Annotated in this window: 21 protein-coding genes and 1 tRNA gene; 19 read left to right on the top strand and 3 right to left on the bottom strand. The window is 72.0% G+C overall.

Annotated elements, in window-relative coordinates; translation table 11 throughout:
- Positions 1–5: 5 nt before the first annotated feature.
- Both FB382_RS14920 and FB382_RS14915 read left to right on the top strand, forming a co-directional pair.
- The gene (locus FB382_RS14920) at positions 6–1,088 is read left to right on the top strand and encodes a DNA polymerase domain-containing protein (protein ID WP_182540375.1); all 1,083 of its coding nucleotides are present in this window, start codon (positions 6–8) and stop codon (positions 1,086–1,088) included.
- Positions 1,085–1,600 carry a mycothiol transferase gene (locus FB382_RS14915; protein ID WP_182540374.1) on the top strand — a complete coding sequence of 172 codons (516 nt, stop codon included), beginning with the start codon at positions 1,085–1,087 and terminating at the stop codon, positions 1,598–1,600. Before FB382_RS14920 ends, FB382_RS14915 begins: the two co-directional genes overlap by 4 nt.
- A 7-nt stretch (positions 1,601–1,607) precedes the next feature.
- Here FB382_RS14915 and FB382_RS14910 read toward each other — a convergent pair whose 3' ends face one another.
- Together FB382_RS14910 and FB382_RS14905 are read right to left on the bottom strand one after the other, a co-directional pair.
- Positions 1,608–2,159, bottom strand: coding sequence for a hypothetical protein (locus FB382_RS14910; protein ID WP_125038263.1), 552 nt, complete (start codon positions 2,157–2,159; stop codon positions 1,608–1,610).
- Positions 2,152–3,288 carry an ATP-dependent DNA ligase gene (locus FB382_RS14905; RefSeq protein ID WP_182540372.1) on the bottom strand — a complete coding sequence of 379 codons (1,137 nt, stop codon included), beginning with the start codon at positions 3,286–3,288 and terminating at the stop codon, positions 2,152–2,154. Before FB382_RS14905 ends, FB382_RS14910 begins: the two co-directional genes overlap by 8 nt.
- Positions 3,289–3,415: 127 nt before the next feature.
- Here FB382_RS14905 and FB382_RS14900 point away from each other — a divergent pair, with 127 nt between their 5' ends.
- From FB382_RS14900 to FB382_RS14870, 7 genes are all read left to right on the top strand, one after another.
- Complete coding sequence (locus tag FB382_RS14900; RefSeq protein WP_182540370.1) at positions 3,416–3,850, top strand: adenylyltransferase/cytidyltransferase family protein; 435 nt, start codon at positions 3,416–3,418, stop codon at positions 3,848–3,850.
- Positions 3,847–5,424, top strand: a complete 1,578-nt coding sequence (locus FB382_RS14895; protein WP_182540368.1) for a class I SAM-dependent methyltransferase — start codon at positions 3,847–3,849, stop codon at positions 5,422–5,424. Before FB382_RS14900 ends, FB382_RS14895 begins: the two co-directional genes overlap by 4 nt.
- Entirely contained in the window at positions 5,421–5,675 is a 255-nt protein-coding gene (locus FB382_RS14890) for a DUF6752 domain-containing protein (protein WP_125038259.1), read from the top strand. The genes FB382_RS14895 and FB382_RS14890 overlap by 4 nt, the downstream gene beginning before the upstream one ends.
- A 35-nt stretch (positions 5,676–5,710) precedes the next feature.
- A tRNA-Gln gene (locus tag FB382_RS14885) sits at positions 5,711–5,789 on the top strand.
- A gap of 46 nt (positions 5,790–5,835) precedes the next feature.
- Positions 5,836–6,435, top strand: a complete 600-nt coding sequence (locus FB382_RS14880; RefSeq protein WP_182540366.1) for a uridine kinase family protein — start codon at positions 5,836–5,838, stop codon at positions 6,433–6,435.
- A 36-nt stretch (positions 6,436–6,471) separates the two neighbouring features.
- Positions 6,472–7,968 carry a bifunctional UDP-N-acetylglucosamine diphosphorylase/glucosamine-1-phosphate N-acetyltransferase GlmU gene (glmU, locus tag FB382_RS14875; RefSeq protein WP_182540364.1) on the top strand — a complete coding sequence of 499 codons (1,497 nt, stop codon included), beginning with the start codon at positions 6,472–6,474 and terminating at the stop codon, positions 7,966–7,968.
- 34 nt (positions 7,969–8,002) lie between these two features.
- A complete protein-coding gene (locus FB382_RS14870) occupies positions 8,003–8,983 on the top strand; it encodes a ribose-phosphate diphosphokinase (RefSeq protein ID WP_425490092.1) in 981 nt (326 codons plus the stop codon).
- Positions 8,984–9,025: 42 nt separating this feature from the next.
- Here FB382_RS14870 and pepN read toward each other — a convergent pair whose 3' ends face one another.
- Positions 9,026–11,440 carry an aminopeptidase N gene (gene pepN / locus FB382_RS14865; RefSeq protein WP_182540360.1) on the bottom strand — a complete coding sequence of 805 codons (2,415 nt, stop codon included), beginning with the start codon at positions 11,438–11,440 and terminating at the stop codon, positions 9,026–9,028.
- Positions 11,441–11,715: 275 nt separating this feature from the next.
- Between pepN and FB382_RS14860 the strand changes: the two genes are divergently transcribed.
- The 10 genes from FB382_RS14860 to FB382_RS14815 all read left to right on the top strand — a co-directional run bounded on the left by FB382_RS14860 (position 11,716) and on the right by FB382_RS14815 (position 22,681).
- A complete protein-coding gene (locus FB382_RS14860) occupies positions 11,716–12,390 on the top strand; it encodes a 50S ribosomal protein L25/general stress protein Ctc (protein WP_182540358.1) in 675 nt (224 codons plus the stop codon).
- A gap of 50 nt (positions 12,391–12,440) precedes the next feature.
- Complete coding sequence (pth, locus tag FB382_RS14855; protein WP_182540356.1) at positions 12,441–13,043, top strand: aminoacyl-tRNA hydrolase; 603 nt, start codon at positions 12,441–12,443, stop codon at positions 13,041–13,043.
- A 25-nt stretch (positions 13,044–13,068) separates the two neighbouring features.
- Positions 13,069–13,851 (top strand): inositol monophosphatase family protein, encoded by a 783-nt coding sequence (locus FB382_RS14850; protein ID WP_182540354.1) that lies wholly within the window; start codon positions 13,069–13,071, stop codon positions 13,849–13,851.
- 2 nt (positions 13,852–13,853) lie between these two features.
- Entirely contained in the window at positions 13,854–14,459 is a 606-nt protein-coding gene (locus FB382_RS14845; RefSeq protein WP_220481364.1) for an HAD family hydrolase, read from the top strand.
- 216 nt (positions 14,460–14,675) lie between these two features.
- Complete coding sequence (locus FB382_RS14840; RefSeq protein WP_182540352.1) at positions 14,676–15,092, top strand: VOC family protein; 417 nt, start codon at positions 14,676–14,678, stop codon at positions 15,090–15,092.
- 208 nt (positions 15,093–15,300) lie between these two features.
- On the top strand, positions 15,301–16,308 hold the full coding sequence (pstC, locus tag FB382_RS14835; RefSeq protein ID WP_182540350.1) for a phosphate ABC transporter permease subunit PstC: 1,008 nt from the start codon (positions 15,301–15,303) through the stop codon (positions 16,306–16,308).
- Position 16,309: 1 nt separating this feature from the next.
- Complete coding sequence (gene pstA / locus FB382_RS14830) at positions 16,310–17,485, top strand: phosphate ABC transporter permease PstA (RefSeq protein ID WP_182540348.1); 1,176 nt, start codon at positions 16,310–16,312, stop codon at positions 17,483–17,485.
- Positions 17,485–19,113, top strand: a complete 1,629-nt coding sequence (locus FB382_RS14825; RefSeq protein WP_182540345.1) for a phosphate ABC transporter substrate-binding protein PstS — start codon at positions 17,485–17,487, stop codon at positions 19,111–19,113. Before pstA ends, FB382_RS14825 begins: the two co-directional genes overlap by 1 nt.
- Entirely contained in the window at positions 19,110–21,692 is a 2,583-nt protein-coding gene (locus tag FB382_RS14820) for a hypothetical protein (RefSeq protein WP_182540343.1), read from the top strand. Before FB382_RS14825 ends, FB382_RS14820 begins: the two co-directional genes overlap by 4 nt.
- Positions 21,689–22,681 carry a class E sortase gene (locus FB382_RS14815; RefSeq protein ID WP_182540341.1) on the top strand — a complete coding sequence of 331 codons (993 nt, stop codon included), beginning with the start codon at positions 21,689–21,691 and terminating at the stop codon, positions 22,679–22,681. Before FB382_RS14820 ends, FB382_RS14815 begins: the two co-directional genes overlap by 4 nt.
- The last annotated feature ends 57 nt before the right edge of the window (positions 22,682–22,738 follow it).

Genomic DNA, 22,738 nt, shown 5'->3' with positions numbered 1-22,738 from the left:
TCCCCATGCCGAAAGCTGCCGCAGCGGAGGTCGACGCGGGGGGACGCGCGGTCCGCGTCTCCAGCCCCGACCGGGTGATCTACGAGGCCACCGACACGACGCCCGGGGTCACCAAGCTGATGGTGGCGGAGTACTTCGCCTCCGTCGGCGACGGCCTGATGCGCGCGCTCCGCGACCGGCCGACGGCGCTCGAGCGCTGGACGTCCGGGGTCCGGCCGGGCATGAAGCTGGCCACCGGCCCGATGGACAAGGGCGCCGACGCGTTCTACCAGAAGCGCGTCCCCCAGGGGGCTCCCGACTACCTCGAGTCCGTCGAGGTGACCTTCCCCTCGGGGCGCACCGCCGACGAGATCTGCCCGACCGAGATCGCGGTGCCCGTCTGGTGCGCGCACATGGGCACGCTCACCTTCCACCCCTGGCCCGTACGTCGCTCCGACGTCGACCGCCCCGACGAGCTCCGCATCGACCTGGACCCCCAGCCCGGGACGTCCTTCACCGACGCCGTCCGCGTGGCCGGCGTGGCGCGGGAGCTGCTCGAGGAGCTCGGCATCACCGGCTACCCCAAGACGTCGGGCAACCGCGGCATCCACGTCTTCGTCCGGATCAAGCCGGAGTGGGACTTCGCCGACGTGCGGCACGCCGCGATCGGCTTCGGCCGGGCGCTCGAGCAACGCGACCCCGGCGTCACCACGGCCTGGTGGAAGGAGGAGCGAGGCGAGCGCATCTTCGTCGACTTCAACCAGAACTGCCGCGACCGCACCATCGCCTCGGCCTACTCGCTGAGGCCGATCCCCGGCGCGCCCGTGTCCACGCCGATGACGTGGGACGAGCTGGCCGGCGTCACGGACCCGCGTGCCTTCAACCTGTTCACCGTGCCCGAGAGACTGGCCGACGGCGACCCGTGGGCCGGTATCGACGACGTCCATCACGACCTGACCCCGCTGCTCGAGCTCTGGGAGGAGCTGCCGGGCGGCGAGCTGAACTACCCGCCGGACTACCCCAAGATGCCGGGCGAGCCGCCGCGCGTGCAGCCGAGCAAGAAGGTCGAGTCGCACTGGGACGCCGACGGCAATCGAGTGGAGCCGTGAGCGGCGAGCCGCCGCCGGGCACCGGCGACGAGGCCGCGCACCACGCGGCGTACCTCTCCTACTACCGCGAGGACCTCATCGCCGGCGTCCTCGCGCTGTCCCGCGACGAGCAGCGACGCGCGCGCGTGCCCTCGGGCTGGACCCCGCTGCAGCTGCTGGTGCACGTGCAGCACATGGAGCAGCGCTGGTTCGTCTGGCGGTTCCTCGGCGAGGACGTGGCCGACCCGTTCGGTGACTGGGAGGGCGGCGACCCGGCCGACGACTCGACCTGGGCGGTCGACGACTCCCGTGACTCGGCCACGCACGCCGCGGCGCTGCGGGCAGTCGGCGAGCGGACGACGGCCATCCTGCGCGAGCACGCGCTCGACGAGAAGGTGGCGGAGTTCCGCGGCGCCGAGCACGACGCCCTGGACCTGCGGTGGATCTGCTTCCACGTGCTGCAGGAGTACGCCCGGCACGCCGGGCACCTCGACATCGTCAGCGAGCTCGGCGGCGGGCCGCCGCGCGACTGAGTGAGGCTCAGAGGCCGGAGACGCCCTCGCCGGCGCCGGACTGCTCGTCGAAGTTCTCGTGCTCGAGCAGGTGCAGCACCGGGACGCCGATCTTGCGCCGGGCCCGCGAGGTCCAGTCGACGTGGAAGAACTCCGCGACGACGTGGGACCGGGTCAGGATGATCGCCTCGCGGCCGTCGACGGCGGTCACCATCGTGGCCAGCGCGTCGATCGGCGGCTCGGACACGACGCAGCCCTCGGCGGTCGCGCCGGCGCCGCGCAGGGCGGCGAGCGTGGCGTCGAGCTCGGCCGAGGAGCGCTCGGCACAGTCCTTGCGCACCGCCTCGAGGTCGACGTCGTTCATGGCCAGGGCGGGGGAGCCCAGCACCTCGCCGGCCGACAGCGAGCCCATGGCCGACTCGATGCGGGCCGCGGCGTCCTCCATCGGCATCAGCACGTGGTAGGTCACCGGCTCGTCCAGTCCCTCGTGCAGGGAGCGCACCTGGGCCGCGTCGGCGGGCGTCAACGCCTGCTCGACCAGCAGCACGACGTGGTAGGTCTCGGCGTTGGTCTCACTCATGGCGGTCGCCTCCTGCGATCGGGGTCACACCCAGAATTTTAGCCAGGTCATAGCTGACCGGCTCCTCGAGCTGCTCGTAGCCGCACGACTCCGGGTCGCGGTCGGGCCGCCACCGCTTGAACTGCGCGGTGTGGCGGAAGCGGCGGCCCTCCATGTGGTCGTACTTCACCTCGAGCACGCGCTCGGGACGCAGCGGCGTGAACGAGAGGTCCTTGCCGGCGCTCCACCGGCTCTGCGTGCCGGGCACCCGGTCGGGGTTGGCGATCGCCCATTCGGCCGCGGCCATCCAGCTGCCCCACGGGTGCTCCTCGATCGGGCACACCAGCGGCGCGAGCTCCTCGACGAGCTCGGCGCGCCGCTTCTCGGTGAAGCTCGCACTGACCCCGATGTGCTGGAGCTTGCCCTCGGAGTAGAGCCCGAGCAGCAGGCTGCCGAGCAGCGGCCGCCCCGGGGTGCTGTTCTTGTGCTCGCGGTAGCCGGCGACGACGACGTCGGCGGTGCGCTCGTGCTTGATCTTCAGCATCGTGCGCGCGTTCTGCTGGTACGGCGCCCCCAGCGGCTTGGCCACGACGCCGTCGAGCCCGGCCCCCTCGAACTCCGTGAACCACTGCGCGGCCTCGGCCGGGTCGGTGGTGGTGCGGCTGAGGTAGCAGGGCCCGTCGAGCCCCGCCAGGGCCTCCTCCATCGCCGCGCGGCGCTCGGACAGCGGGCGGTCGACGTACGAGGTGTCGCCGAGCGCCAGCAGGTCGAAGGCCACGAAGCCCGCCGGCGTCTTCTCCGCGAGCATGTCGACGCGCGACTTCGCGGGGTGGATGCGCTCCTGCAGGGTCTCGAACTCCAGCCGGTCGCCGCCGTCGTCGGTGCGCAGCGCGACGAAGACCTCGCCGTCGAGGACGCAGCGCTCGGGCAGCTGCTCGCGGATCGCGGCCACGAGCTCGGGGAAGTAGCGGGTCAGCGGCTTGGTGTTGCGGCTGGTCAGCTCCACCTCGTCGCCGTCGCGGAAGACGATGCAGCGGAAGCCGTCCCACTTGGGCTCGAAGCTCAGGCCGCCGTGCTTCGCCGGGTCGGGGATGCCGGCCACGGCCTTGGCGAGCATCGGTTGCACGGGCGGCATCACGGGCAGGTCCACGGGACCGACAGTAGTGGTGCGGTCCCTGTCGTGGAGGTCACGCGGTTCGCGTGGCCCGGAGGGTCGTCGATGTATTAAAGTCCAGTAAATCAGTTGAGAAACACATGAGAACGGAAGGTGGCGGCTCGTGACGGGTCCCTCGATCGGCTACGTGCCCGGCGTCTTCGACCTCTTCCACGTCGGCCACCTCAACGTCCTCACCCAGGCGCGCGCCCTGTGCGACGTGCTCGTGGCGGGCGTCGTCTCCGACGAGATGTGCGAGCGGGCCAAGGGGATCCGGCCGTTCGTGCCGCTGGAGGAGCGGCTCGCGATCGTCGACGGGCTACGGATCGTCGACGCGACCTACGCCGAGACCACGCCCGACAAGCTGGACGCCTGGCGGCAGGTGGGCTTCCACCAGCTGTTCAAGGGCGACGACTGGCGCGGCACGGCCAAGGGCCAGGCCCTCGAGGAGCGGCTCGCGACGGTGGGGGCGACGGTCGTCTACTTCCCCTACACCGTCCACACCTCCAGCACGGCGCTGCGCCGCGCGATCGACCGGGCTGAGGGGCGGGCCTCGTGACGGGGACCGTGACCGAGCAGGGGATCACCCTCGCCTCGCCGGGCGTCGAGCCGCTCGTGCTCAGCCTCGACGGCCGCTACGTCTGGTCGTTCTCCCCGGGGCGCGACGGCGTCCCCGCCCGCGGCGGCACGTTCGTGGCGTGGCCGGACCAGCTGCGGCGGTTCCTGCGCGGCACGGCTGTCGTGCGCGTGAGCGACGTGCCGGGGACGCGGGTGCTGCTGGAGGACGAGGTCACCCTGGGCGGTGCGCCCGGGCGGCGGATCGGGGTGGTCGACCCGCAGGGGCTGCCGCTCGCGATCGACAAGGTCGGCCACCTGTGTCGCGCCTTCTCCGCGACCGAGGACGCCGTCCGTGACGAGATCCTCGCCGGCACCCGCCGCGCCCTCGACGACCTGACCGAGGGCTGCGGCGTCCGTGCCTACCTCAACTACGGCGCGCTGCTGGGTGCGGTCCGCGACGGCGCGATGATCGCGCACGACTCCGACACCGACGTCTGCTACCTCTCCGAGGCCGCGTCGCCGGCCGAGCTGATCCTGGAGAGCTACCGGATCGAGCGGACCCTGCGCGAGCGCGGGTGGAACGTCCTGCGGATGTCCGGCGGCGACGTGAAGCTGCTGCTCCCGCTCTCGGACGGGCGGCAGTGCCACATCGACGTGTTCGTGGCGTTTCGCGTGGCCGGCACGTTCTACCAGCTCGGCAACCGCAGCGGCCGGCTGCCGGAGTCGGCGATCCTGCCGCTGTCGACGATCACCCTGCACGGCCACGAGTTCCCGGCGCCGGCGGACCCGGAGGCCATGCTGGCCTTCGTGTACGGCGCGGGCTGGCGGGTGCCGGACCCGTCGTTCCGCTACGCCGACCCGGTGGCCGGCGTGCGCCGCCTCGACGGCTGGCTGCGCGGCTACCGCACCGACATGGGCCGCTGGACCGAGTTCTACCGCAGCCCGGACGCCAAGCGGATCTCGCAGAGCGGCTCGGCCTTCGCACGCTGGGCGCACCAGCAGGTCCGCAGCACCGGCGCGATCGCCGACCTCGGCTGCGGCAACGGCCGGGACGCGGTCTACTTCGCCAAGCGCGGGCGGCCGGTCGTCGCCTACGAGTTCTCCCGCGCCGCCCGCGGCACGGCCCGGCGACGCATCGCGAGCAAGGGCCACGGGATCGACGTACGCCTGCTGGTGCTGGGGGAGCTGCGCTCGGTGCTGCTCGCCGGGGCCGAGCTGGCCCGCACCCGCCACCACCTCTACGCCCGGCAGCTGCTCGGCTGCCTCGACGCTCAGGCCCGCGCCAACCTGTGGCTGCTGTCCCGGATGGCGCTGCGCCACGGCGGCTCGCTGCTGCTGGAGTTCAGCGCCGCGACCGGCGAGCAGGACCCCGGGCAGGACCCCGGGCCGGCCGGCCTGGTCCGGCGCCTCGACGTCGACGCCGTACGCCGTGAGATCGAGGCGGCCGGCGGCGTGATCGCCCGCGAGGAGCTTGCCGAGGGCGTCGACATGCTCGGCGATCCCGACCCGCTCGTCTGTCGTATGCGCGTGCTCTGGCCGCGCCCCACACCCAGCAACCCCAGGAGAACCGGATGACCGCCACCTCGCTCGACCGGGCCCGCGCCCGCGCCGCCTTCCTGCGCGAGCGCTACCAGCGCGCCCGTCGCCACCCCCTGACCGTGCACGCGCGGCTCGTCGCGCTGGAGGAGGAGGTCCAGGAGCAGCGGCAGCTCAACCGCCGGCTCGCCGAGCTGACCGACGTGGTCGCCGAGCTCCTGATCCCGATCCAGGACCGCGACGCCGACCGGGCCGCCGAGGTCCTCGCGGCCTACCGCACCAGCATGTGACCCGACCCTTAGGCTGTGCGGGTCCGCATGGACGTTCCCCGGTTGGTCTGCCGGCAGGGCCCGCCTGACTTTGAATCAGGACTAGCGACGTAGGTTCGACTCCTACCCGGGGAGCAATTCGCTGGCGCGCGTCCGCCGACCTGCACCACGATGGCCCGCGATGCCCACCGAGACGACGTACGACGACCTGCTGGGGCGGATCCGCACCCTGGTCGCCACCTCGGACCGCGTCCCGGTCGTCGGGATCTCCGGGCACGGCGGGGCGGGCAAGTCGACCCTGGCCCGGGCGCTCGGCGCCGACCTCGGCCTCGGGGCGGACGGGGTCGTCCCGACCGACCGCTTCTACGCCGAGACGTGCGGGCCGGACGCCGGGATGTGGGAGCAGCACGACTGGGCGCTCCTCGAGGCGCTGGTGCGGGGTGCGCGCACGACCCCGCCGCCGGACCGGCTGGCCTACGCCTACCGCTGGTGGACCGGCGAGACCGGCGTGCGCGACGACCCGATGCCGCCGGTGCTGATCGTCGAGGGGATCCGCCTGTTCAGCGACCGCACGAGCGACTGGTTCGACCTGTCGGTGTGGATAGACGTGGACCCCGACACCGCCGGTGCCCGCGCGAAGGTCCGCAACCTGCTGCAGGGCGACGACGCGGCCGAGCTCGGGCTGTGGGACACCAAGTGGATCCCCGAGGGGCACGCGTACGCCGCCACGGTGCGCCCCGAGCTGCGTGCGGACCTGGTGGTGCCCGCCCGGACCCAGTGACTTCGGGCTGTCACGCGCCGGTGACAGACTGCGGCCATGACCAAGGACCTGACCGTCATCGTCCTGGCCGCCGGCGGCGGCACCCGCATGAAGTCCAAGACCATGAAGGTGCTGCACCCCCTCGGCGGCCGCACCATGATCGGGCACGTCCTGGCTGCCGTGCGCGACATCGAGCCGCGCCACGTCGTCGCCGTGGTCGGCCACCAGCGCGAGCAGGTCGGTCCGCACATCCAGGAGCTGATGCCCGACGCCGTGCTCGCGGTCCAGGAGACCCAGGACGGCACGGGGCACGCGGTCCGGATCGCGGTCGAGGCGGCCGGGCAGATCGATGGCACCGTGCTCGTGGCCTACGGCGACACCCCGCTGCTCACCGGCGAGAGCCTCAAGGCCTTCGCGGCCGACCACGAGGCCGCCCAGCGCGCGGTCAGCATCCTGTCCGGGATCGTGGCCGACCCCTTCGGCTACGGCCGGATCGTCCGCAACCACGAGGGTGACGTCGAGGCGATCGTCGAGGAGAAGGACGCGACCCGCGAGCAGCGCGAGATCACCGAGATCAACTCCGGGATCCTGGCCTTCGACGCGGAGTTCCTCCTCGAGGCGCTGCCCCGGATCGGCAACGACAACGCCAAGGGCGAGTACTACCTGACCGACACCGTCCAGATCGCGCGCGACGCCGGCCTGACCGTGGGCGCCTGGGCGATCGACGACGTCCGGCAGACGGAGGGCGCCAACGACCGCGCCCAGCTCGCCGACCTCGGCCGGGAGCTCAACCAGCGGATCGTGACCCGCTGGATGCGCGAGGGCGTCACGGTCATGGACCCCCAGACCACCTGGATCGACTCCGACGTCGTGCTCGCCCGCGACGTCACGATCCTGCCCGGCACCCAGCTGCTCGGCGCGACCCTCGTCGGCGAGGACGCCGTGATCGGCCCCGACACGACCCTCAAGGACTGCGAGGTCGGCGCCGGCGCGCGCGTCGTCCGCGCGCACGGCGAGCTCGCCGTGATCGGCGAGGGCGCCTCCGTCGGGCCGTTCGCCTACCTCCGCCCCGGCACCCAGCTCGGCACGAAGGGCAAGATCGGCACGTTCGTGGAGACCAAGAACGCCACGATCGGCGACGGCGCGAAGGTGCCCCACCTGTCCTACGTCGGCGACGCCGAGATCGGCGAGGGCACCAACATCGGCGCCGGCACGATCTTCGCCAACTACGACGGGGTCGCCAAGCACCGCACCACCGTCGGCCGGCACGCCCGGACGGGCTCCAACAACACGTTCGTCGCGCCGATCACGATCGGCGACGGTGCCGGGACCGCGGGCGGCACGGTCGTGCGCCGCGACGTACCTCCTGGCGCCCTGGCGGTCTCGAGCGGCCCGCAGCGCAACCTCGAGGGCTGGGCGCAGAAGAAGCGCGCCGGCACCGCGCAGGGCGACGCCGCTGCGGCGGCTGCCGCCGTAACGGAGGGTGAACGAGACCTGTCTCACCCCGGCGGTGCCGGAGTTGGGCAGACCGACGCCGGTGGTGGAGAATCCTGACCGAACCCCGCCGGCGATCCAGGAGCTGCCCACCGTGACCGGAATGAAGCGGACCACCGAGAAGAACCTCATGGTCTTCAGCGGCCGGGCTCACCCCGAGCTCAGCGCCGAAGTCGCCTCGCTGCTCGGCACGGGCCTCGTCCCGCAGTCGGCCTACGAGTTCGCCAACTCCGAGATCTACATCCGCTACGAGGAGTCGGTCCGCGGCTGTGACGCCTTCGTGATCCAGAGCCACACGGCTCCGATCAACGAGTGGATCATGGAGCACCTGATCATGGTCGACGCGCTCAAGCGCGCCTCCGCCAAGCGGATCACCGTGGTCATGCCGTTCTACGGCTACGCCCGCCAGGACAAGAAGCACCGCGGCCGCGAGCCGATCTCGGCCCGCCTGATGGCCGACCTGTTCAAGACCGCCGGCGCCGACCGCCTCATCACGGTCGACCTGCACGCCGACCAGATCCAGGGCTTCTTCGACGGTCCCGTCGACCACCTGATGGCGCTGCCGATCCTGGCCGACTACGTCAAGGAGAAGTACGGCGACCAGCGGCTCGCCGTCGTCTCCCCGGACGCCGGCCGGATCAAGGTCGCCGAGCGCTGGTCGGCCCGTCTCGGCGGTGCCCCGCTGGCCTTCATCCACAAGACCCGCAACATCGACCGGCCCAACGAGACCATGGCCAACCGCGTCGTCGGCCAGGTCGAGGGCCGGATCTGCGTCCTCGTCGACGACATGATCGACACCGGCGGCACGATCGTGAAGGCCGCCGAGGCCCTGATGGCCGACGGTGCCGCGGGCGTGGTCATCGCCGCGACCCACGCGATCCTGTCCGACCCCGCCGTCGACCGGCTCAAGAACAGCCCGGCGACCGAGGTCATCGTGACCAACACGCTGCCGATCGGGAGCGACCGGAAGTTCGACAAGCTCACCGAGCTGTCGATCGCGCCGCTCCTCGCCCGGGCCATCCGCGAGGTCTTCGAGGACGGGTCCGTGACGTCGATGTTCGACGGTCACGCGTGATCGGCGTCTGACCGAGGGACTACCTCCCCGCCGCCGACCACGTCAGCCCAGGTCGTCGAGTCGGTCCTCCCACTGCCGCCGCAGCACGGTCGGCAGGTCGCCCTCGAGGGCGTTGCGGAGCCGGCCGGTCTGCTCCTCGGTGAGCAGCAGGGCCGGGAACGCACGGCCGACGACCTGCGCGAACGCCTGGCCTCGGGCGGCCCAGGTGGGGGCCTCGGCGAGGTAGCGGTCGACGTACGGCGCGAGCAGGTCCGCCTGCCCGGGCGACCACAGCCCCTCCATGGCGGCGGTGAAGAGCCGGTTGTCGACGTCCGGGTCGGAGACGACGGCCCAGGCGTCGGCCTTGGCCTGCGCGGTCGGCCGGGCGGCCAGGGCGGCGGCCGCGCCCACCCGGCCGTCGCTGCCGGCGTCGCGGGCACCTTCGGCCGCGATGGCCTCCTCGTCGAGCGTCCCGAGGGCGGCCAGCCGGCGCACGGCGCGCCAGCGCAGGGCGGGCGCCAGCGGCAGCTCGCCGACCGCGTCGGAGGCGAGCCAGCCGAGCAACGGCTCGGGGTCGTCGCAGGTGTCGGCGTAGCCGCTGGCGAAGGCGCGCGCCAGGTCGGGGCTGGTGGCGTGCTCGAGCCCCGTCGAGCAGGCCGAGGCCAGCGTCGCGAGGACCGCGGGCGCCTCGGCGGCTGGAACACGCAGCGGCAGCACCCGGCCGAGCGTCCGGTTGAGCACCGACGACACCATCGTCGCGCTGCGCTCGCCGGGGAGGTTGCGGGCGACCAGGTCGACGAACTCGTCCGGCCCGAGCTCACGGGTCTGCACCCGGTCGAACAGCATCGTCCACAGCACCGCCCGCGTCAGGTCGTCGTCGACCCGGCACAGCCCGGTCGCGACCACGGTGGCCGAGACGTCGTCGAGGGTGATGCGCGCGAACGTCTCGCCGTGGCTGTTGGGCACCACCGCGAGGCCGGCATACGACGGCAGCGGCACCGGCTCGTCGGCCACGTCGACCAGCTCGCTGGCGACCTCCCGCGCCCCGTCGTCGTACGCCGTGACGCGGATGCGGTGCGGCCGGGTCCCGTCGCGGTGCAGCACCGGCACGCCGGCCGCGTCGCGCTCGACCCGGATCGTGTCGAAGCCGGTGGTGCGCAGCCACAGCTCGACCCACGAGCGGACATCCCGGTCGGAGGCCTCGTCGAGCGCGGCCACGAAGTCGTCGAGCGTGGCGTTGGCGAAGCGGAAGCGGGTCAGGTAGGTGTTCACGCCGCGCAGGAAGGTCTCGTCACCCAGCCAGGTGACCAGCTGGCGCAGCACGGAGTTGCCCTTGGAGTAGGAGATCGCGTCGAAGATCGTCGCGGCGGAGTCGACGTCGGGCACGTCCTCGGCCTCGGGGGCGACCGGGTGGGTCGAGCGGCGCCGGTCGGCGTCGTACGCGTTGGGCTTGCGGCCCACCTCGTGCCCGAGCAGCGCGCCGTGGAAGCCCGCGCCGTCGGCGGCCACGCGGTAGCCCATGTAGTCGGCGAAGCTCTCCTGCAGCCAGGTGTCCTCCCACCACGTCATGGTGGCGAGGTCGCCGAACCACATGTGCGACATCTCGTGGGCGATCACGGCCGCGCGGAACAGGCGCAGGTCCTCGGGGACGGCGCCGCGGGGGAGGTACTCGTCGCGGTAGGTCACGCAGCCGGGCATCTCCTGCGCGCCCCAGTTGAGCCCGGGGACCAGCACCTGGTCGTAGGAGTCGAAGGGATAGGGCTCCTCGAAGAGCTCGGCGAAGTGGTCGTAGCAGCCCTCGGTGATCGCGCGCAGCTCGGCGGCGTCGCGGTCGAGCTCGGCGGCCAGCGAGGCGCGTGCGTGCCACCCGAACGGCAGGCCCGCGTGCTCCCAGCGGTACGACGCCCAGGGCCCGGCCGCGACGACGAAGAGTGCCGGCGGGATCCGCAGGGTCGTCGCGAAGCGCCAACGGCCGTCGGTCGACTCGAGGGTGGCGCCGTTGGCCAGCACGGTCCAGGCCGGGGGTGCGGTGACGGTCAGGGCGATCGTGGCCTTGAGGTCGTTCTGGTCGAAGCAGGCGAAGATCTTCTGGGCGATGTCCATGCCGCAGTAGGCGCCGACGTAGCGCTCGCCGTCGGCCGGGTCGGTCATCGTGTGCATGCCGTCGCCGTCGGTGACGTAGGGGACCCGGGCGTCGACCACGATCTCGTGCGCCCCGGCCGCGAGACCCGTCAGCGGCACCCGCCGCCCGTCGTACCCTCCGTCGCCGCGGTCCTCGCCGTCGACCGTCACGCGGACCTCGCGGCCGTGGGCCAGCTCGAGGAAGGTGTCGGCGGTCGGGGGGAGCACGGTGAAGCGGACGGTGGTGCGCACCCCGAACGTGGTGGTGTCGGTCAGGTCGAGGTCGAGGTCGACGTCGTAGGAGACGTCGGAGACGACGGCGGCGCGGTCACGGGCTTCGGTCAGCGTCAGGCTCACGGGTCCACCCAACCAGTCCACCTGTCCACGCCGTCAACGGGGATTCGCCTCGCCCCTCGACCGCGGCTAGACTGCTGCGGTTGCCTCGGCGAGGGAACGCCCGGAGTCCGGGTGGTCCGTGATCGACAGGGCTGGCTGACCACAGGTGCGCCGCGCTGCTCGATGTCGACTCCGACCGGGTGCGCGGCGTTTCGTTTGCGGCGCCGGGTCCGAGGCAGCCATCGACCTTTGCAGCACCCCGCTTCCAGAACAGCAGTACGTACGAGGAGATTCGCATGTCCGCCGAGAAGATCACCGCTGAGTCCCGCACCGAGTTCGGCAAGGGCGCGGCTCGCCGCATCCGCCGCGAGCACAAGGTGCCCGCCGTCGTCTACGGCCACGGCAACGACCCGATCCACATCACCCTGCCGGGCCACGACACGATGATGGCCCTCAAGCACGGCGGCGCCAACGCCCTGCTCGAGCTCGACATCGACGGCAAGAGCACCCTCGCCCTGACCAAGCAGGTCCAGGTCGACCCGATCAAGCGCCACCTCGAGCACATCGACTTCGTCGTCGTCCGCAAGGGCGAGAAGGTCACCGTCGAGGTCCCCGTGCACCTCAACGGCGAGGCCGCCAAGGAGACGCTGGTCGTCGTCGGCACCGCGACCATTCAGCTCGAGGCCGAGGCCACGCACATCCCCGAGTACGTCGAGGTCGACATCGAGGGCCTCGAGGCCGGCACCCAGATCCTCGCCTCCGACCTCACCCTCCCGAAGGGCTCCACGCTGCTGCTCGACGGTGAGACCCTCATCGTCAACATCACCGAGGCGCAGACCGCCGAGGCGCTGGAGGCGGAGCTGGAGGAGGCCGAGGCCGAGGCCGGCATCGAGCGCGACGAGTCCGACGCCGAGGCCGCCGAGGCTGCCGAGGGCGACGCCGAGAGCACCGAGGCCGCCGACGAGGAGTGATCCTCCGCAGTCTGCTTCACAGGTTCCGTAGAGAGGGCCGGGATTCAGCCGTGACCGCTGCCACCACCACCGACGTGTGGCTCGTGGTGGGTCTGGGGAATCCCGGCCCTTCCTATGCCGGGCACCGCCACAACGTGGGGTACCTCGTCACCGACGAGCTCGCCTCCCGCATGGGCGGGACCTTCCGCGCGCACAAGTCCGGCCGCGCCGACGTGGTCGAGGGCCGGCTCGGTGCGCCCGGCACGCCCGGGCCACGCGTCGTGCTCGCCCGGCCGCGGTGCTACATGAACGAGACCGGCGGGCCGGTCAAGGCGCTCGCCACCTTCTACAAGGTGCCGCCGGAGCGGATCATCGCGATCCACGACGAGCTCGACATCGCCTTCGGCACGCTGCGCACCAAGCTCGGCGGCGGCGACAACGGCCACAACGGGCTGCGCTCGATGCGCTCCTCCCTGGGCACCGGCGACTTCTACCGGGTGCGCGCCGGCATCGGCCGCCCGCCGGGCCGCCAGGACGTCGCGGACTTCGTGCTGTCCAACTACTCCCGCGTCGAGACCAAGGAGCTGCCGTTCCAGGTCGACCACGCGGCCGACGCGGTGGAGACGCTCATCACCGAGGGTCTCGAGAAGACCCAGCAGCGGTTCAACAGCTGAGCGGCTCGCTCGCTAGGGTGACCGGGTGACTTTCGATCCCGGCACCCCGCCCGCTGCAGCCGCCACCGACGACCACGTCCTCGCCACCTGGCTGGCCGAGGCCGCGGGCCGCCGCCTCCTCGAGGTCCGCACCGAGGGCCTGGAGGGCAAGGAGCTCAAGGACGCCGGCGACGCCGCCGCCCACGACCTCCTCATGGCCCTGCTCGCCGAGCACCGGCCGGGCGACGCCGTGCTGTCGGAGGAGGGCAAGGACGACAAGGCCCGCCTCGAGGCCAGCCGCGTCTGGATCGTCGACCCGCTCGACGGCACCCGCGAGTTCTCCGAGCCGCCGCGCGACGACTGGGCCGTGCACGTCGCCCTGTGGCAGGACGGCGAGCTGACCGTCGGTGCCGTCGCGCAGCCGGCGCTGGGGGAGACCTTCAACACCGGGCAGGTCCCGGTCGTCCCGCCGCGCACCTCGGAGCGGCCGCGTATCGCGGTCTCCCGCAGCCGCCCGCCAGCCTTCGTCAACGCGCTCGCCGAGGAGATCGGTGCCGAGCTGGTCCCGATGGGGTCGGCCGGCGTGAAGATGATGTCGGTCGTCCGCGACGTCACCGACGCCTACGTGCACGCCGGCGGCCAGTACGAATGGGACTCCGCCGCCCCCGTCGCGGTCGCCGCGGCCGCCGGTCTCTTCACCTCCCGTGTCGACGGCACCCCGCTGCGCTACAACCAGGAGGACGTCTACCTCCCGGACCTCATCGTGTGCCGCCCCGAGCTCGCCGAGCGGATCGTCGCCTTCGTCAAGGAGCACGGCACGGAGGCCTGACCGTGGTCGGCCACGTCCTGCTCGACGCCGATGGGGTGCTGCAACGCCATCCCGTCGGCTGGGTCGAGGCCGCCGCGGCGTACGTCGGTGACGACGCCGCGACCTTCTTCGCCGACGTCACCGCACACGAACGTGACCTGCTCGCCGGCGGCGACGGCTTCGCGGCCGTCCTGGCCGCCGTGCTCGAGAAGTACGGCGTCGCCGCCTCCGCCGACGAGGTCTACCGCGCCGTCTGGCTGACCATCGAGCCGGTCGCCGGGACCGTCGCGCTCGTCCACCGGCTGCGCGGGCTCGGCCTGGGCGTCCACCTCGCGACCAACCAGCAGGCCGGCCGCGCCGCCCACATGCGCGCCGAGCTGGGCTACGACGACCTCTTCGACGAGTCGTTCTACTCCTGCGAGATCGGGGCCGCCAAGCCGGACCCTGCCTTCTTCGGCGCCGCCCTGGACCGGCTGGGCGTGCCCGCCCCCGCCGTCCTCTTCGTCGACGACAGCGCCGCCAACGTGACCGCGGCCCGCGAGGTCGGCCTCGCCGCCGAGTGCTGGCACCTCGACGAGGGCATGGACGTCCTGGGGGAGCGGCTCGCCGCCCACGGCGTCCTCGTCTGAGGGCTCGAGAGGGCACTTCGTGCGACTCCGAGGGGGTCGAGGGGGCACTTCGTGCGGCTCGAGCGGGTGGGACGGTGGCTGCTGGACCGTTTCCGCGACTGGTTCGGTCCGGGGCTCACCGCCGACGCTGTGCGGGGCGCGGACATCGGCCCGCTGAGTCGCCCGCCCCACCCAAACCCGTTGCAGGGCGCCGCCGGGCTGGGAAGAGTGCGCGGCATGACTTCGTTCATCTCGCACACGACCATCGACTGCGCCAACGCCTACGAGCTCTCGGAGTGGTGGAAGCCCGTCCTGGGGTACGTCGATCTCGAGGGTGACCCGAACCTCCCGGGCCACGAGGAGTGCCTGATCCGCGACCCCGAGACCGGTCACATGCTGCTGTTCATCGAGGTCCCGGACACCAAGACGGTCAAGAACCGGATCCACTTCGACATCCAGCCGCGGCCCGGGACCACCCGCGACGAGGAGGTCGAGCGGCTGCTGGCGCTCGGCGCGGCCTGGGTCGAGGACCACCGCAACATCCGGGGCCCCGGCATCGGCTGGGCGACCCTCGCGGACCCGGCCGGCAACGAGTTCTGCGTGCTGCGCAGCCAGGCCGAGCGGGACGCCAACCCGCAGCCGCAGCCGAGCTGAGGGAACACCCGAGGGCGGTTCGGACTACCCCGGAAATAGTTCGCATAGCCCGAAGTGGCTACGTCGAGATCGTTGGCATGGCCTGTTGGAGAAAGGCCGTGCTGACGTTCTTTCCTCGTTCACCTGTGAGGGGATCTCTCGTTCCCGCGCCCTCCTGAGACTTCTGCCGACTCAGCGCCCGCTGAGCCTCCTGGCCAGAAATCCCACGGTGACGACCCTCCACGCTCCGGACGCCCCCCTCGAGGTGCGCCCCCGCAAGATCTCCCGCAAGGCCACCGGTGCCGACGCGATCTTCGAACACGCCTCCCGCGCGGTGGGCGCCTCGGTGCTCGTCATCACCGGGGGTGTCGGCCTCTTCCTGGCCTGGCAGGCCTACCCGACGCTCCAGCGCTACGGCTTCGGCTTCTTCACCGAGACGCAGTGGCAGCCGGAGACCGACACGCTCGGCATCGCCGCGGTGCTGCTCGGCACCGTCGAGGTCGCGATGGTCGCGATGACGATCGCCTTCCCGCTGGCCCTGCTCACCGCGCTCTACATCAGCGAGTACGCGCCGGCCGCGATCAGGTCGACCCTCGTCAGCCTCGTCGACCTGATGGCCGCCGTGCCGTCGATCGTCTACGGCCTGTGGGGCTTCTTCCTGATCATGCCGCACGCGGCGGAGTTCGCCCTGTGGCTGCAGAAGCACTTCGGCTGGATCCCGATCTTCCAGGTCCACGCCGACCCCGACGCCGCCGTCTGGGACGCCAGCCGCTACATCGCCAGCGCCTTCTGCGCCGGCATCGCCGTGGCGATGATGGTGCTCCCGATGTCCTGCGCGGTCATGCGCCAGGTCTTCTCCCAGACCCCCGCCGGTGAGAAGGAAGCCGCCCTCGCGCTCGGCTCGACCCGCTGGGGCATGATCCGCGCGGTCGTCCTGCCCTTCGGCCGCGGCGGCATCATCGGCGGCACGATGCTCGGCCTGGGCCGCGCGCTCGGCGAGACCATCGCCGTCGTCCTCATCGTCTCGCCCGCCTTCGAGATCAAGCCCCGCATCCTCGAGGTCGGCACCGTCACGGTGTCCTCGCTGATCGCCGGCCGCTTCGGCGAGGCGAGCACCGCCCAGCTCTCTGCGCTCCTCGCCGCCGGCTTCGTGCTGTTCGTGATCACGCTGATCGTCAACACGGTGGCCGCGATCATCGTCAACCGCAGCCGCTCCGGCGCCGGGACGGACGCCTGAGATGACGATGACCGAGAGCGCGCCCGAGACCACCCCGGTGGCCGGCCAGACCCACCTGCCGACGTACGACGCCACGGCGGCGCCGGCCGTCCCGCGCACCTCGCTGGGCCGGCTGAGCCCCGACGAGAAGTTCACCCTGTTCGGCTCCTGGGCCGCGGGCCTCGGGCTGGCGTGGCTCATCACGCAGCGGCTGGTGCCGATGCCCGGCCCGCCCTGGTTCCTCGTCACGTGGTTCGTCATGGGCCTGCTCGTCACGGCCGTCACCGCGGCGATGACGGGCGGGATGACCGAGGTGCGCGACCGGGTCGCCGGCGCGGTCGTCACGGCGGGCGCCGCGATCGTCGGGGCGGTGCTGGTCAGCGTCGTCGCCTTCGTCGTGCTGCGCGGCTGGCGCCCGCTGGTGCACCCCAACTTCTTCACGCACGACATGTCGGGCGTCGGCCCGAAGGACCCCTTCGATCGCGGCGGTGTCGCGCACGCCATCCTCGGCTCGGGCATCGAGCTCGGCATCGGCCTGCTCATCACGCTGCCGCTGGGCATCGGCACCGCGGTCTTCATGACCGAGGTCGGCGGCCGCTTCGCCAGGGTGGTGCGCACCATCGTCGAGGCGATGACGGCGCTGCCCTCGATCGTGGCCGGCCTGTTCGTCTACACCGTCTTCATCGTCGCGCTGGGCTATCCCCGCTCCGGTCTCGCCGCCTCGCTGGCGATCGCCGTGATGATGCTGCCGATCATCGCCCGCGCCGCCGACGTCGTCCTGCGCGTCGTCCCCGGTGGTCTCCGCGAGGCCAGCCTGGCCCTCGGCGCCAGCCGGTGGCGCACGGTCTGGCACGTCGTGCTGCCCACGGCCCGCCCGGGCCTGGCGACCGCCGTCATCCTCGGCGTCGCGCGCGGCGTCGGCGAGACCAGCCCGGTGCTGCTCACCTCCGGCGCCGCGGCGTTCATGGTCCAGAACCCCACCGGCGGCGTCATGAACTCCCTGCCGCTCTTCATCTACTCCACGGTCCGCAGCGGCGAGCCGGTGGCGATCACCCGCGCGTTCGCGGCCGCCACCGTCCTGCTCGGCCTCGTGCTGCTGCTCTTCGTCACCGCACGCCTGCTGGCGCGACCGCGCTCGGCCAAGCCCTCCGTCGTACGCCGGCTCCTGCGCCGGCCCACCCCGAAGCGAGCCTCCTGATGTCCCGGTTGCGTGTCCTGTCCGCCGTGCTGGCCGCCCTGGCCTGCGTGCTGACCCTGCCCGGTGCGGCCAGCGCCACGGTCTACGCCCAGATCGAGGGCACCGGATCCACGTGGTCCGAGCTCATCGTCCAGCAGTGGATCTCCGACGTGGACGCCAACGGCATGAAGGTCGTCTACACCGGCGGCGGCTCGTCGAAGGGCCGCAAGGACTTCAGCCAGGACAGCACCGACTTCGCCATCTCCGAGATCCCCTACCAGGGCGTCGACGAGCAGGGCAACGCCGACACCAGCAACGGCCGTGAGTTCGCCTACCTGCCGATCGTCGCGGGCGGCACGGCCTTCACCTACCAGCTGAAGATCGGCAACGACCTGGTCCGCAACCTCCGCCTGTCCGGCGAGACGCTCTCCAGGATCTTCACCAACCAGATCACCAACTGGGACGACCCGGCGATCACCAGGGACAACAACGGTCGCAAGTTCCCGTCGCTGCCGATCACGCCGGTCGTGCGCTCCGACGGCTCGGGCACGACCGCGCAGTTCACGACGTGGATGGACAAGATGTACCCGTCGATCTGGCGGCCCTACTTCGGCCGCTCCGGCCTGACGTCGTACTACCCCCGCAAGGGCCGGATGATCGGCCAGGCCGGCTCCGACCAGGTGATGAACACGATCGCGGGCTTCGCGGGCAACGGCACGATCGGGTACGTCGAGTACTCCTACCCGGTCAACAAGGACTATCCGGTCGTCAAGGTCCTCAACAAGGCCGGCTACTTCGTCGAGCCGACGCAGTACAACGTGGCTGTCGCGCTGACCAGGGCACGCATCAACCAGGACAAGAGCTCGCAGCTCTACCTCACGCAGATCCTCGACGGCGTCTACAGCAACCCGGACCCGCGGGCCTACCCGATCTCGTCCTACAGCTACATGATCATCCCGACCGGCGCCGACGACCCGCGGATGACGACGGCCAAGCGTCAGACGCTCGCCGACTTCATGTACTACTCGCTGTGCGCCGGGCAGACGAAGGCCGGGCCCTACGGCTACTCGCCGCTGCCGCTCAACCTGGTGCAGGCCGGCTTCGACCAGATCGCCAAGCTCAAGAAGGCCGACCCGGACGTCGACCTCACCGACCGCGACGTCACGCAGTGCAACAACCCGACCTTCGACGGCAAGCACCTCGACCAGAACAAGCTGGCCGCGATCGCGCCCCAGCCCGCCGCGTGCGACAAGCTGGGCGAGGGTCCCTGCGGCACCGAGACCGGCAACAACCAGCCGTCCACCGACGACAACAGCGGCGGTACGACGGGTGGCACGACCGGCGGCTCGACCGGCTCGACCGGGGGCGGCGGAGGTGGCTCCGTCGGACAGGCGCCCGGCAGCACCGACCCGGGGGCGACGACCATCGACCCGGTCACGGGTGCCGTGGTGGGTGCGCCCGACGGCACGACCACCTCGGCCGGCGCGATCTACGCCAACCCGACCGAGCTCGTCTCCTCCCGCCCGGCCGACACCAACACCTTCGGGCTGCTCGCGGTGCTCGAGCTGATCGCGCTGATCCTCCTGCCCGGTCTCTACGTCGCGGCCCTCGGCCGCCGGCGCAACGCCAACCGGCTCGGTGGCCGATGAGCAGGCGCCTGGTCGCCGGCCTGCTGCTGGCGCTGGTCGGCGGCGGCCTGCTCGCCGACGTACCCGCCGAGGCCGGCCCGACGATCGTGCACGCGGACCGGAAGGGCGACGACTCGTTCACGGCGACCAAGACGCTGACCCGCGTCTTCACCAACGCCGACGGCTCGACCTACGAGTTCCCCAGCCACACGGTCACGGTGAGCGCGAACCACACGAAGGACCTGCGCGGCCGCCAGCGCATCCTGATCAGCTGGAAGGGTGCCCAGCCCAGCGGCGGCCGGGCGTCCAACCCCTACGGCGAGAACGGCCTGCTCCAGGAGTACCCCGTCGTCATCCTCCAGTGCCGCGGCACCGACGACGCGTCCCTCCCGGCGAAGAAGCAGGTGACCCCGCAGACCTGCTGGACCGGCTCGGTCGCGCAGCGCTCGCAGATCACGCGCTCCGACAGCGAGGCGTCCTGGCGCCACGACCTGGTCGCGGCCGAGGCGGACAAGGTTCGCGTCTCGGGCCTGGACCCCTTCCCCAGCGCCGAGGAGTGCCCCGGCGTCGACACCAACCCTTACTCAACGCGCCTGACGCCCTTCGTGTCGGCCAAGGGCGAGGTCTTCTCCGCCTGCAACGCCGCCCACATGCCGCCGGAGGCCGCGGTGGGCGCGGCCTTCCCGTCCGCCGAGCTGGCCGCGTTCACCGACAAGGACGGCACCGGGTCGGTGCAGTTCGAGGTTCGCAGCGACGTCGAGAACGAGTCGCTCGGGTGCAACCACACGACCGCGTGCACGATCGAGGTCATCCCGATCGTCGGCCTGTCCTGCGACCAGCCGTCGTCCCCCTCGACCGGGTCCGACCAGGCCTGCCGCAAGGGCGGTCGCTTCGCACCGGGCTCGAGCAACTTCGCCAACGATGGTGTCGACCAGGCCGTCTCGCCGTCGCTCTGGTGGGCCGCGTCGAACTGGCAGAACCGCTTCTCGATCCCGATCAGCTTCGGCCTCCCGCCGGACGCCTGCGACATCCTCGACCCGCGGGCCCCGACCGGCTTCTACGGCTCCGAGCTCCTCGCGCAGGCGGCCCTGCAGTGGACGCCGGCGTACTGCCTGCGCAAGGACCGCTTCAAGTTCCAGCTCAACCAGATGTCCGACGAGGCAGGCTGGAACCTCATGGAGAGCGGGGGCGGCGCCGCCGCCGAGGTGTCCTCCCAGCACGACCTGCGCGGCACCGACCCCGTGGGCTACGCCCCGACGGCGGTCACCGGCTTCTCGATCGGCTACGTCATGGACAAGCCCGACAACGCGGGGGAGTACGACGACCTGAAGCTGGACCCGCGCCTGATCGCCAAGCTGATGACGGAGTCCTACCTCGGCTCCGACCTCGGTCGCGGCCACCCCGGCATCGGCGGCAACCCGCTCGGGATCATGAACGACCCGGAGTTCCAGAAGCTCAATCCCGGGCTGACCCGGATCTCCCAGGAGGCGGGCGCGGCCCTGCTCTCGCTGTCCAACGACTCGGACGTGATCGAGCAGCTGACCGACTACATCGCCCACGACCCGGACGCGATGGCCTTCATCGGCGGCCAGCCCGACCCGTGGGGGATGAAGGTCAACCCGGCGTACAAGGACATCACCGTCCCGACCGCAGAGTGGCCGCTGCTCGACTCCTACATCCCCGAGACCGAGAACACCTGCCGGCAGAAGAACCCGGCCGTCTACTTCAGCCAGCTCGCGGCGCCGGTGACGACGCTGCGCAAGATCGCCGAGGCGCTCCTCGACGCGTGGCCGAACGTGCAGACCCGCTGTGACTTCGACCAGTCCACCCAGCAGTACAAGCTCGGCCGCATCGACCGGCAGTCGTTCGGGTCGCGCTTCATGCTCGGCGTCGTCAGCCTCGGCGACGTGCACCGCTACGGCCTGCGGTCGGCCGCCCTCGAGACCAGGCCGGGCACGTTCGTCGAGCCCGACGACGCCTCGCTGGCCGCCGCGGTCGACCTGATGACCCAGAAGAAGGACGACCTCCCGTTCGCCCTCGACCAGGCCGACGTGAAGAAGTCGGGCTCGGCCTACCCCGGCACGATGGTCGTCTACACCGCCGCCCGCCTGCAGCACCTCGACCAGGCCGACGCCGCCAAGGTCAGCCAGTTCATCAAGGTCTCGACCACCGAGGGCCAGGAAGTGGGCTCCGGCAACGGCGAGCTGCCCGCCGGTTTCCTGCCCATCCGCGACAGCGGGTCGACCCGCAAGCTGTACGCCTCCGCCCAGGCCGTCGCCGCCAAGGTGGCCTCCCAGAAGGTGCCGCCGACGGCGACGCCGGCCCCGACCCAGGAGCCGACGAGCAGCGGCGGAGGCACCGGCTCCGGCCCGATCGACGCGCCCGGCACGATCCCGTCCGACCCCGTCCCGTCGGCCGCACCGAGCACGTCGGCGTCGCCGTCGAGGCCGCCCGCTGCGGTCGAGATGCCGGCCACCTCTCCGGTCGGGTCGCGCGTCGCGAGCGGCCTGCTGCCCGCGCTCCTGCTGGTCGGCTTCGCCGGCCTGATGATCGCCAGCGGCCTGCGCTTCTTCGTGAGCCCGCCGAGGAGCCGTCCATGACCACGACGATGACCGGCACCGCCCAGCGCAGCCGGCCCGCTCGCCGGATGCCGGCACGCGTGCCGTCCCTCTCGGGGGTGCTCTCCGGCCTCCGCGCGTCCGGCTGGCGGTTGGGGCGTCCGGGTCAGCCGGCGCCGACCCGGCCGCCGACGCCCACCGAGTCGGCCGTCTCGGTCGCGTCGACGGCGTTCACGATGGTCGCCCTCGTCTGCCTGTGGACCGTCGCGCAGCTGCTGTTCCTCGGCAACCTGAGCCACGAGCGCGCGCAGAGCCTGCTGTACGGCGAGTTCCGCACCGAGCTCGCCAGCGCCACCGCCCCGATCGGTCCCATCGTCCCGGTCGGCGACCCGGTCGCGCTGCTGACGATCCCGAGCCTGGGCCTGCAGGAGGTCGTCACGGAGGGCACCGCCTCCGGTGACACCCTCGACGGCCCCGGCCACCGCCGGGACACGCCGCTGCCGGGCCAGGAGGGCATCTCGGTCGTCTACGGCCGCGCGGCGACCTACGGTGGTCCGTTCGGGAGGCTCTCCGAGCTCCAGCCCGGCGACCCGATCAGCGTCGTCGACGCGCAGGGCAGGATCACCTTCCACGTGCTGTCCGTGCGCCGGACCGGGGACCCGCTCCCGCAACCGCTGGCCGCGGGCAAGGCCCGGCTCACCCTGGTCACCGCCGAGGGCACCGGCCGCTACTCCGCGATCGCCCCCAACGCGGTGATCTACGTCGACGCCGACGCCAAGAAGTCCTTCCCGGCGCCGCCCGGCCGCCCGCTGGCCGTCCCGGAGCCGGAGAGGCCGATGGCGACCGACACGGGCGCGATGCCCCTGCTGGCGCTGTTCCTGGCCCTGCTGGTGGCGCTGACCCTCGGCGTCGTCGCCGCGCGCCAGAAGTGGTCGGGCCCGCTCGTCTGGGTGGTCGCGGCACCGCTCGCGATCGCCCTGTCCTGGGCCACCACCGACGCGGTGATGCGCCTCTTGCCCAACGTGATCTGAACGCTTGCCGAACGGCCGACGGTTCCGCCGCGGAACCCCACCGATGTTCCAAGACTC

Source organism: Nocardioides ginsengisegetis, assembly GCF_014138045.1.
GTDB lineage: Bacteria > Actinomycetota > Actinomycetes > Propionibacteriales > Nocardioidaceae > Nocardioides > Nocardioides ginsengisegetis.
Note: the sequence above shows the minus strand (reverse complement) of the source record. Positions and strands in the feature narration are given on the sequence as shown.

Coding starts and splice junctions, on each gene's coding strand:
- FB382_RS14860 (WP_182540358.1), top strand. CDS start 11,716: ATGTCCGCCGAGAAGATCACCGCTGAGTCCCGCACCGAGTTCGGCAAG.
- glmU (WP_182540364.1), top strand. CDS start 6,472: ATGACCAAGGACCTGACCGTCATCGTCCTGGCCGCCGGCGGCGGCACC.
- FB382_RS14825 (WP_182540345.1), top strand. CDS start 17,485: ATGTCCCGGTTGCGTGTCCTGTCCGCCGTGCTGGCCGCCCTGGCCTGC.
- FB382_RS14890 (WP_125038259.1), top strand. CDS start 5,421: ATGACCGCCACCTCGCTCGACCGGGCCCGCGCCCGCGCCGCCTTCCTG.
- FB382_RS14880 (WP_182540366.1), top strand. CDS start 5,836: ATGCCCACCGAGACGACGTACGACGACCTGCTGGGGCGGATCCGCACC.
- FB382_RS14820 (WP_182540343.1), top strand. CDS start 19,110: ATGAGCAGGCGCCTGGTCGCCGGCCTGCTGCTGGCGCTGGTCGGCGGC.
- pstA (WP_182540348.1), top strand. CDS start 16,310: ATGACGATGACCGAGAGCGCGCCCGAGACCACCCCGGTGGCCGGCCAG.
- FB382_RS14920 (WP_182540375.1), top strand. CDS start 6: ATGCCGAAAGCTGCCGCAGCGGAGGTCGACGCGGGGGGACGCGCGGTC.
- FB382_RS14840 (WP_182540352.1), top strand. CDS start 14,676: ATGACTTCGTTCATCTCGCACACGACCATCGACTGCGCCAACGCCTAC.
- FB382_RS14910 (WP_125038263.1), bottom strand. CDS start 2,159: ATGAGTGAGACCAACGCCGAGACCTACCACGTCGTGCTGCTGGTCGAG.
- FB382_RS14815 (WP_182540341.1), top strand. CDS start 21,689: ATGACCACGACGATGACCGGCACCGCCCAGCGCAGCCGGCCCGCTCGC.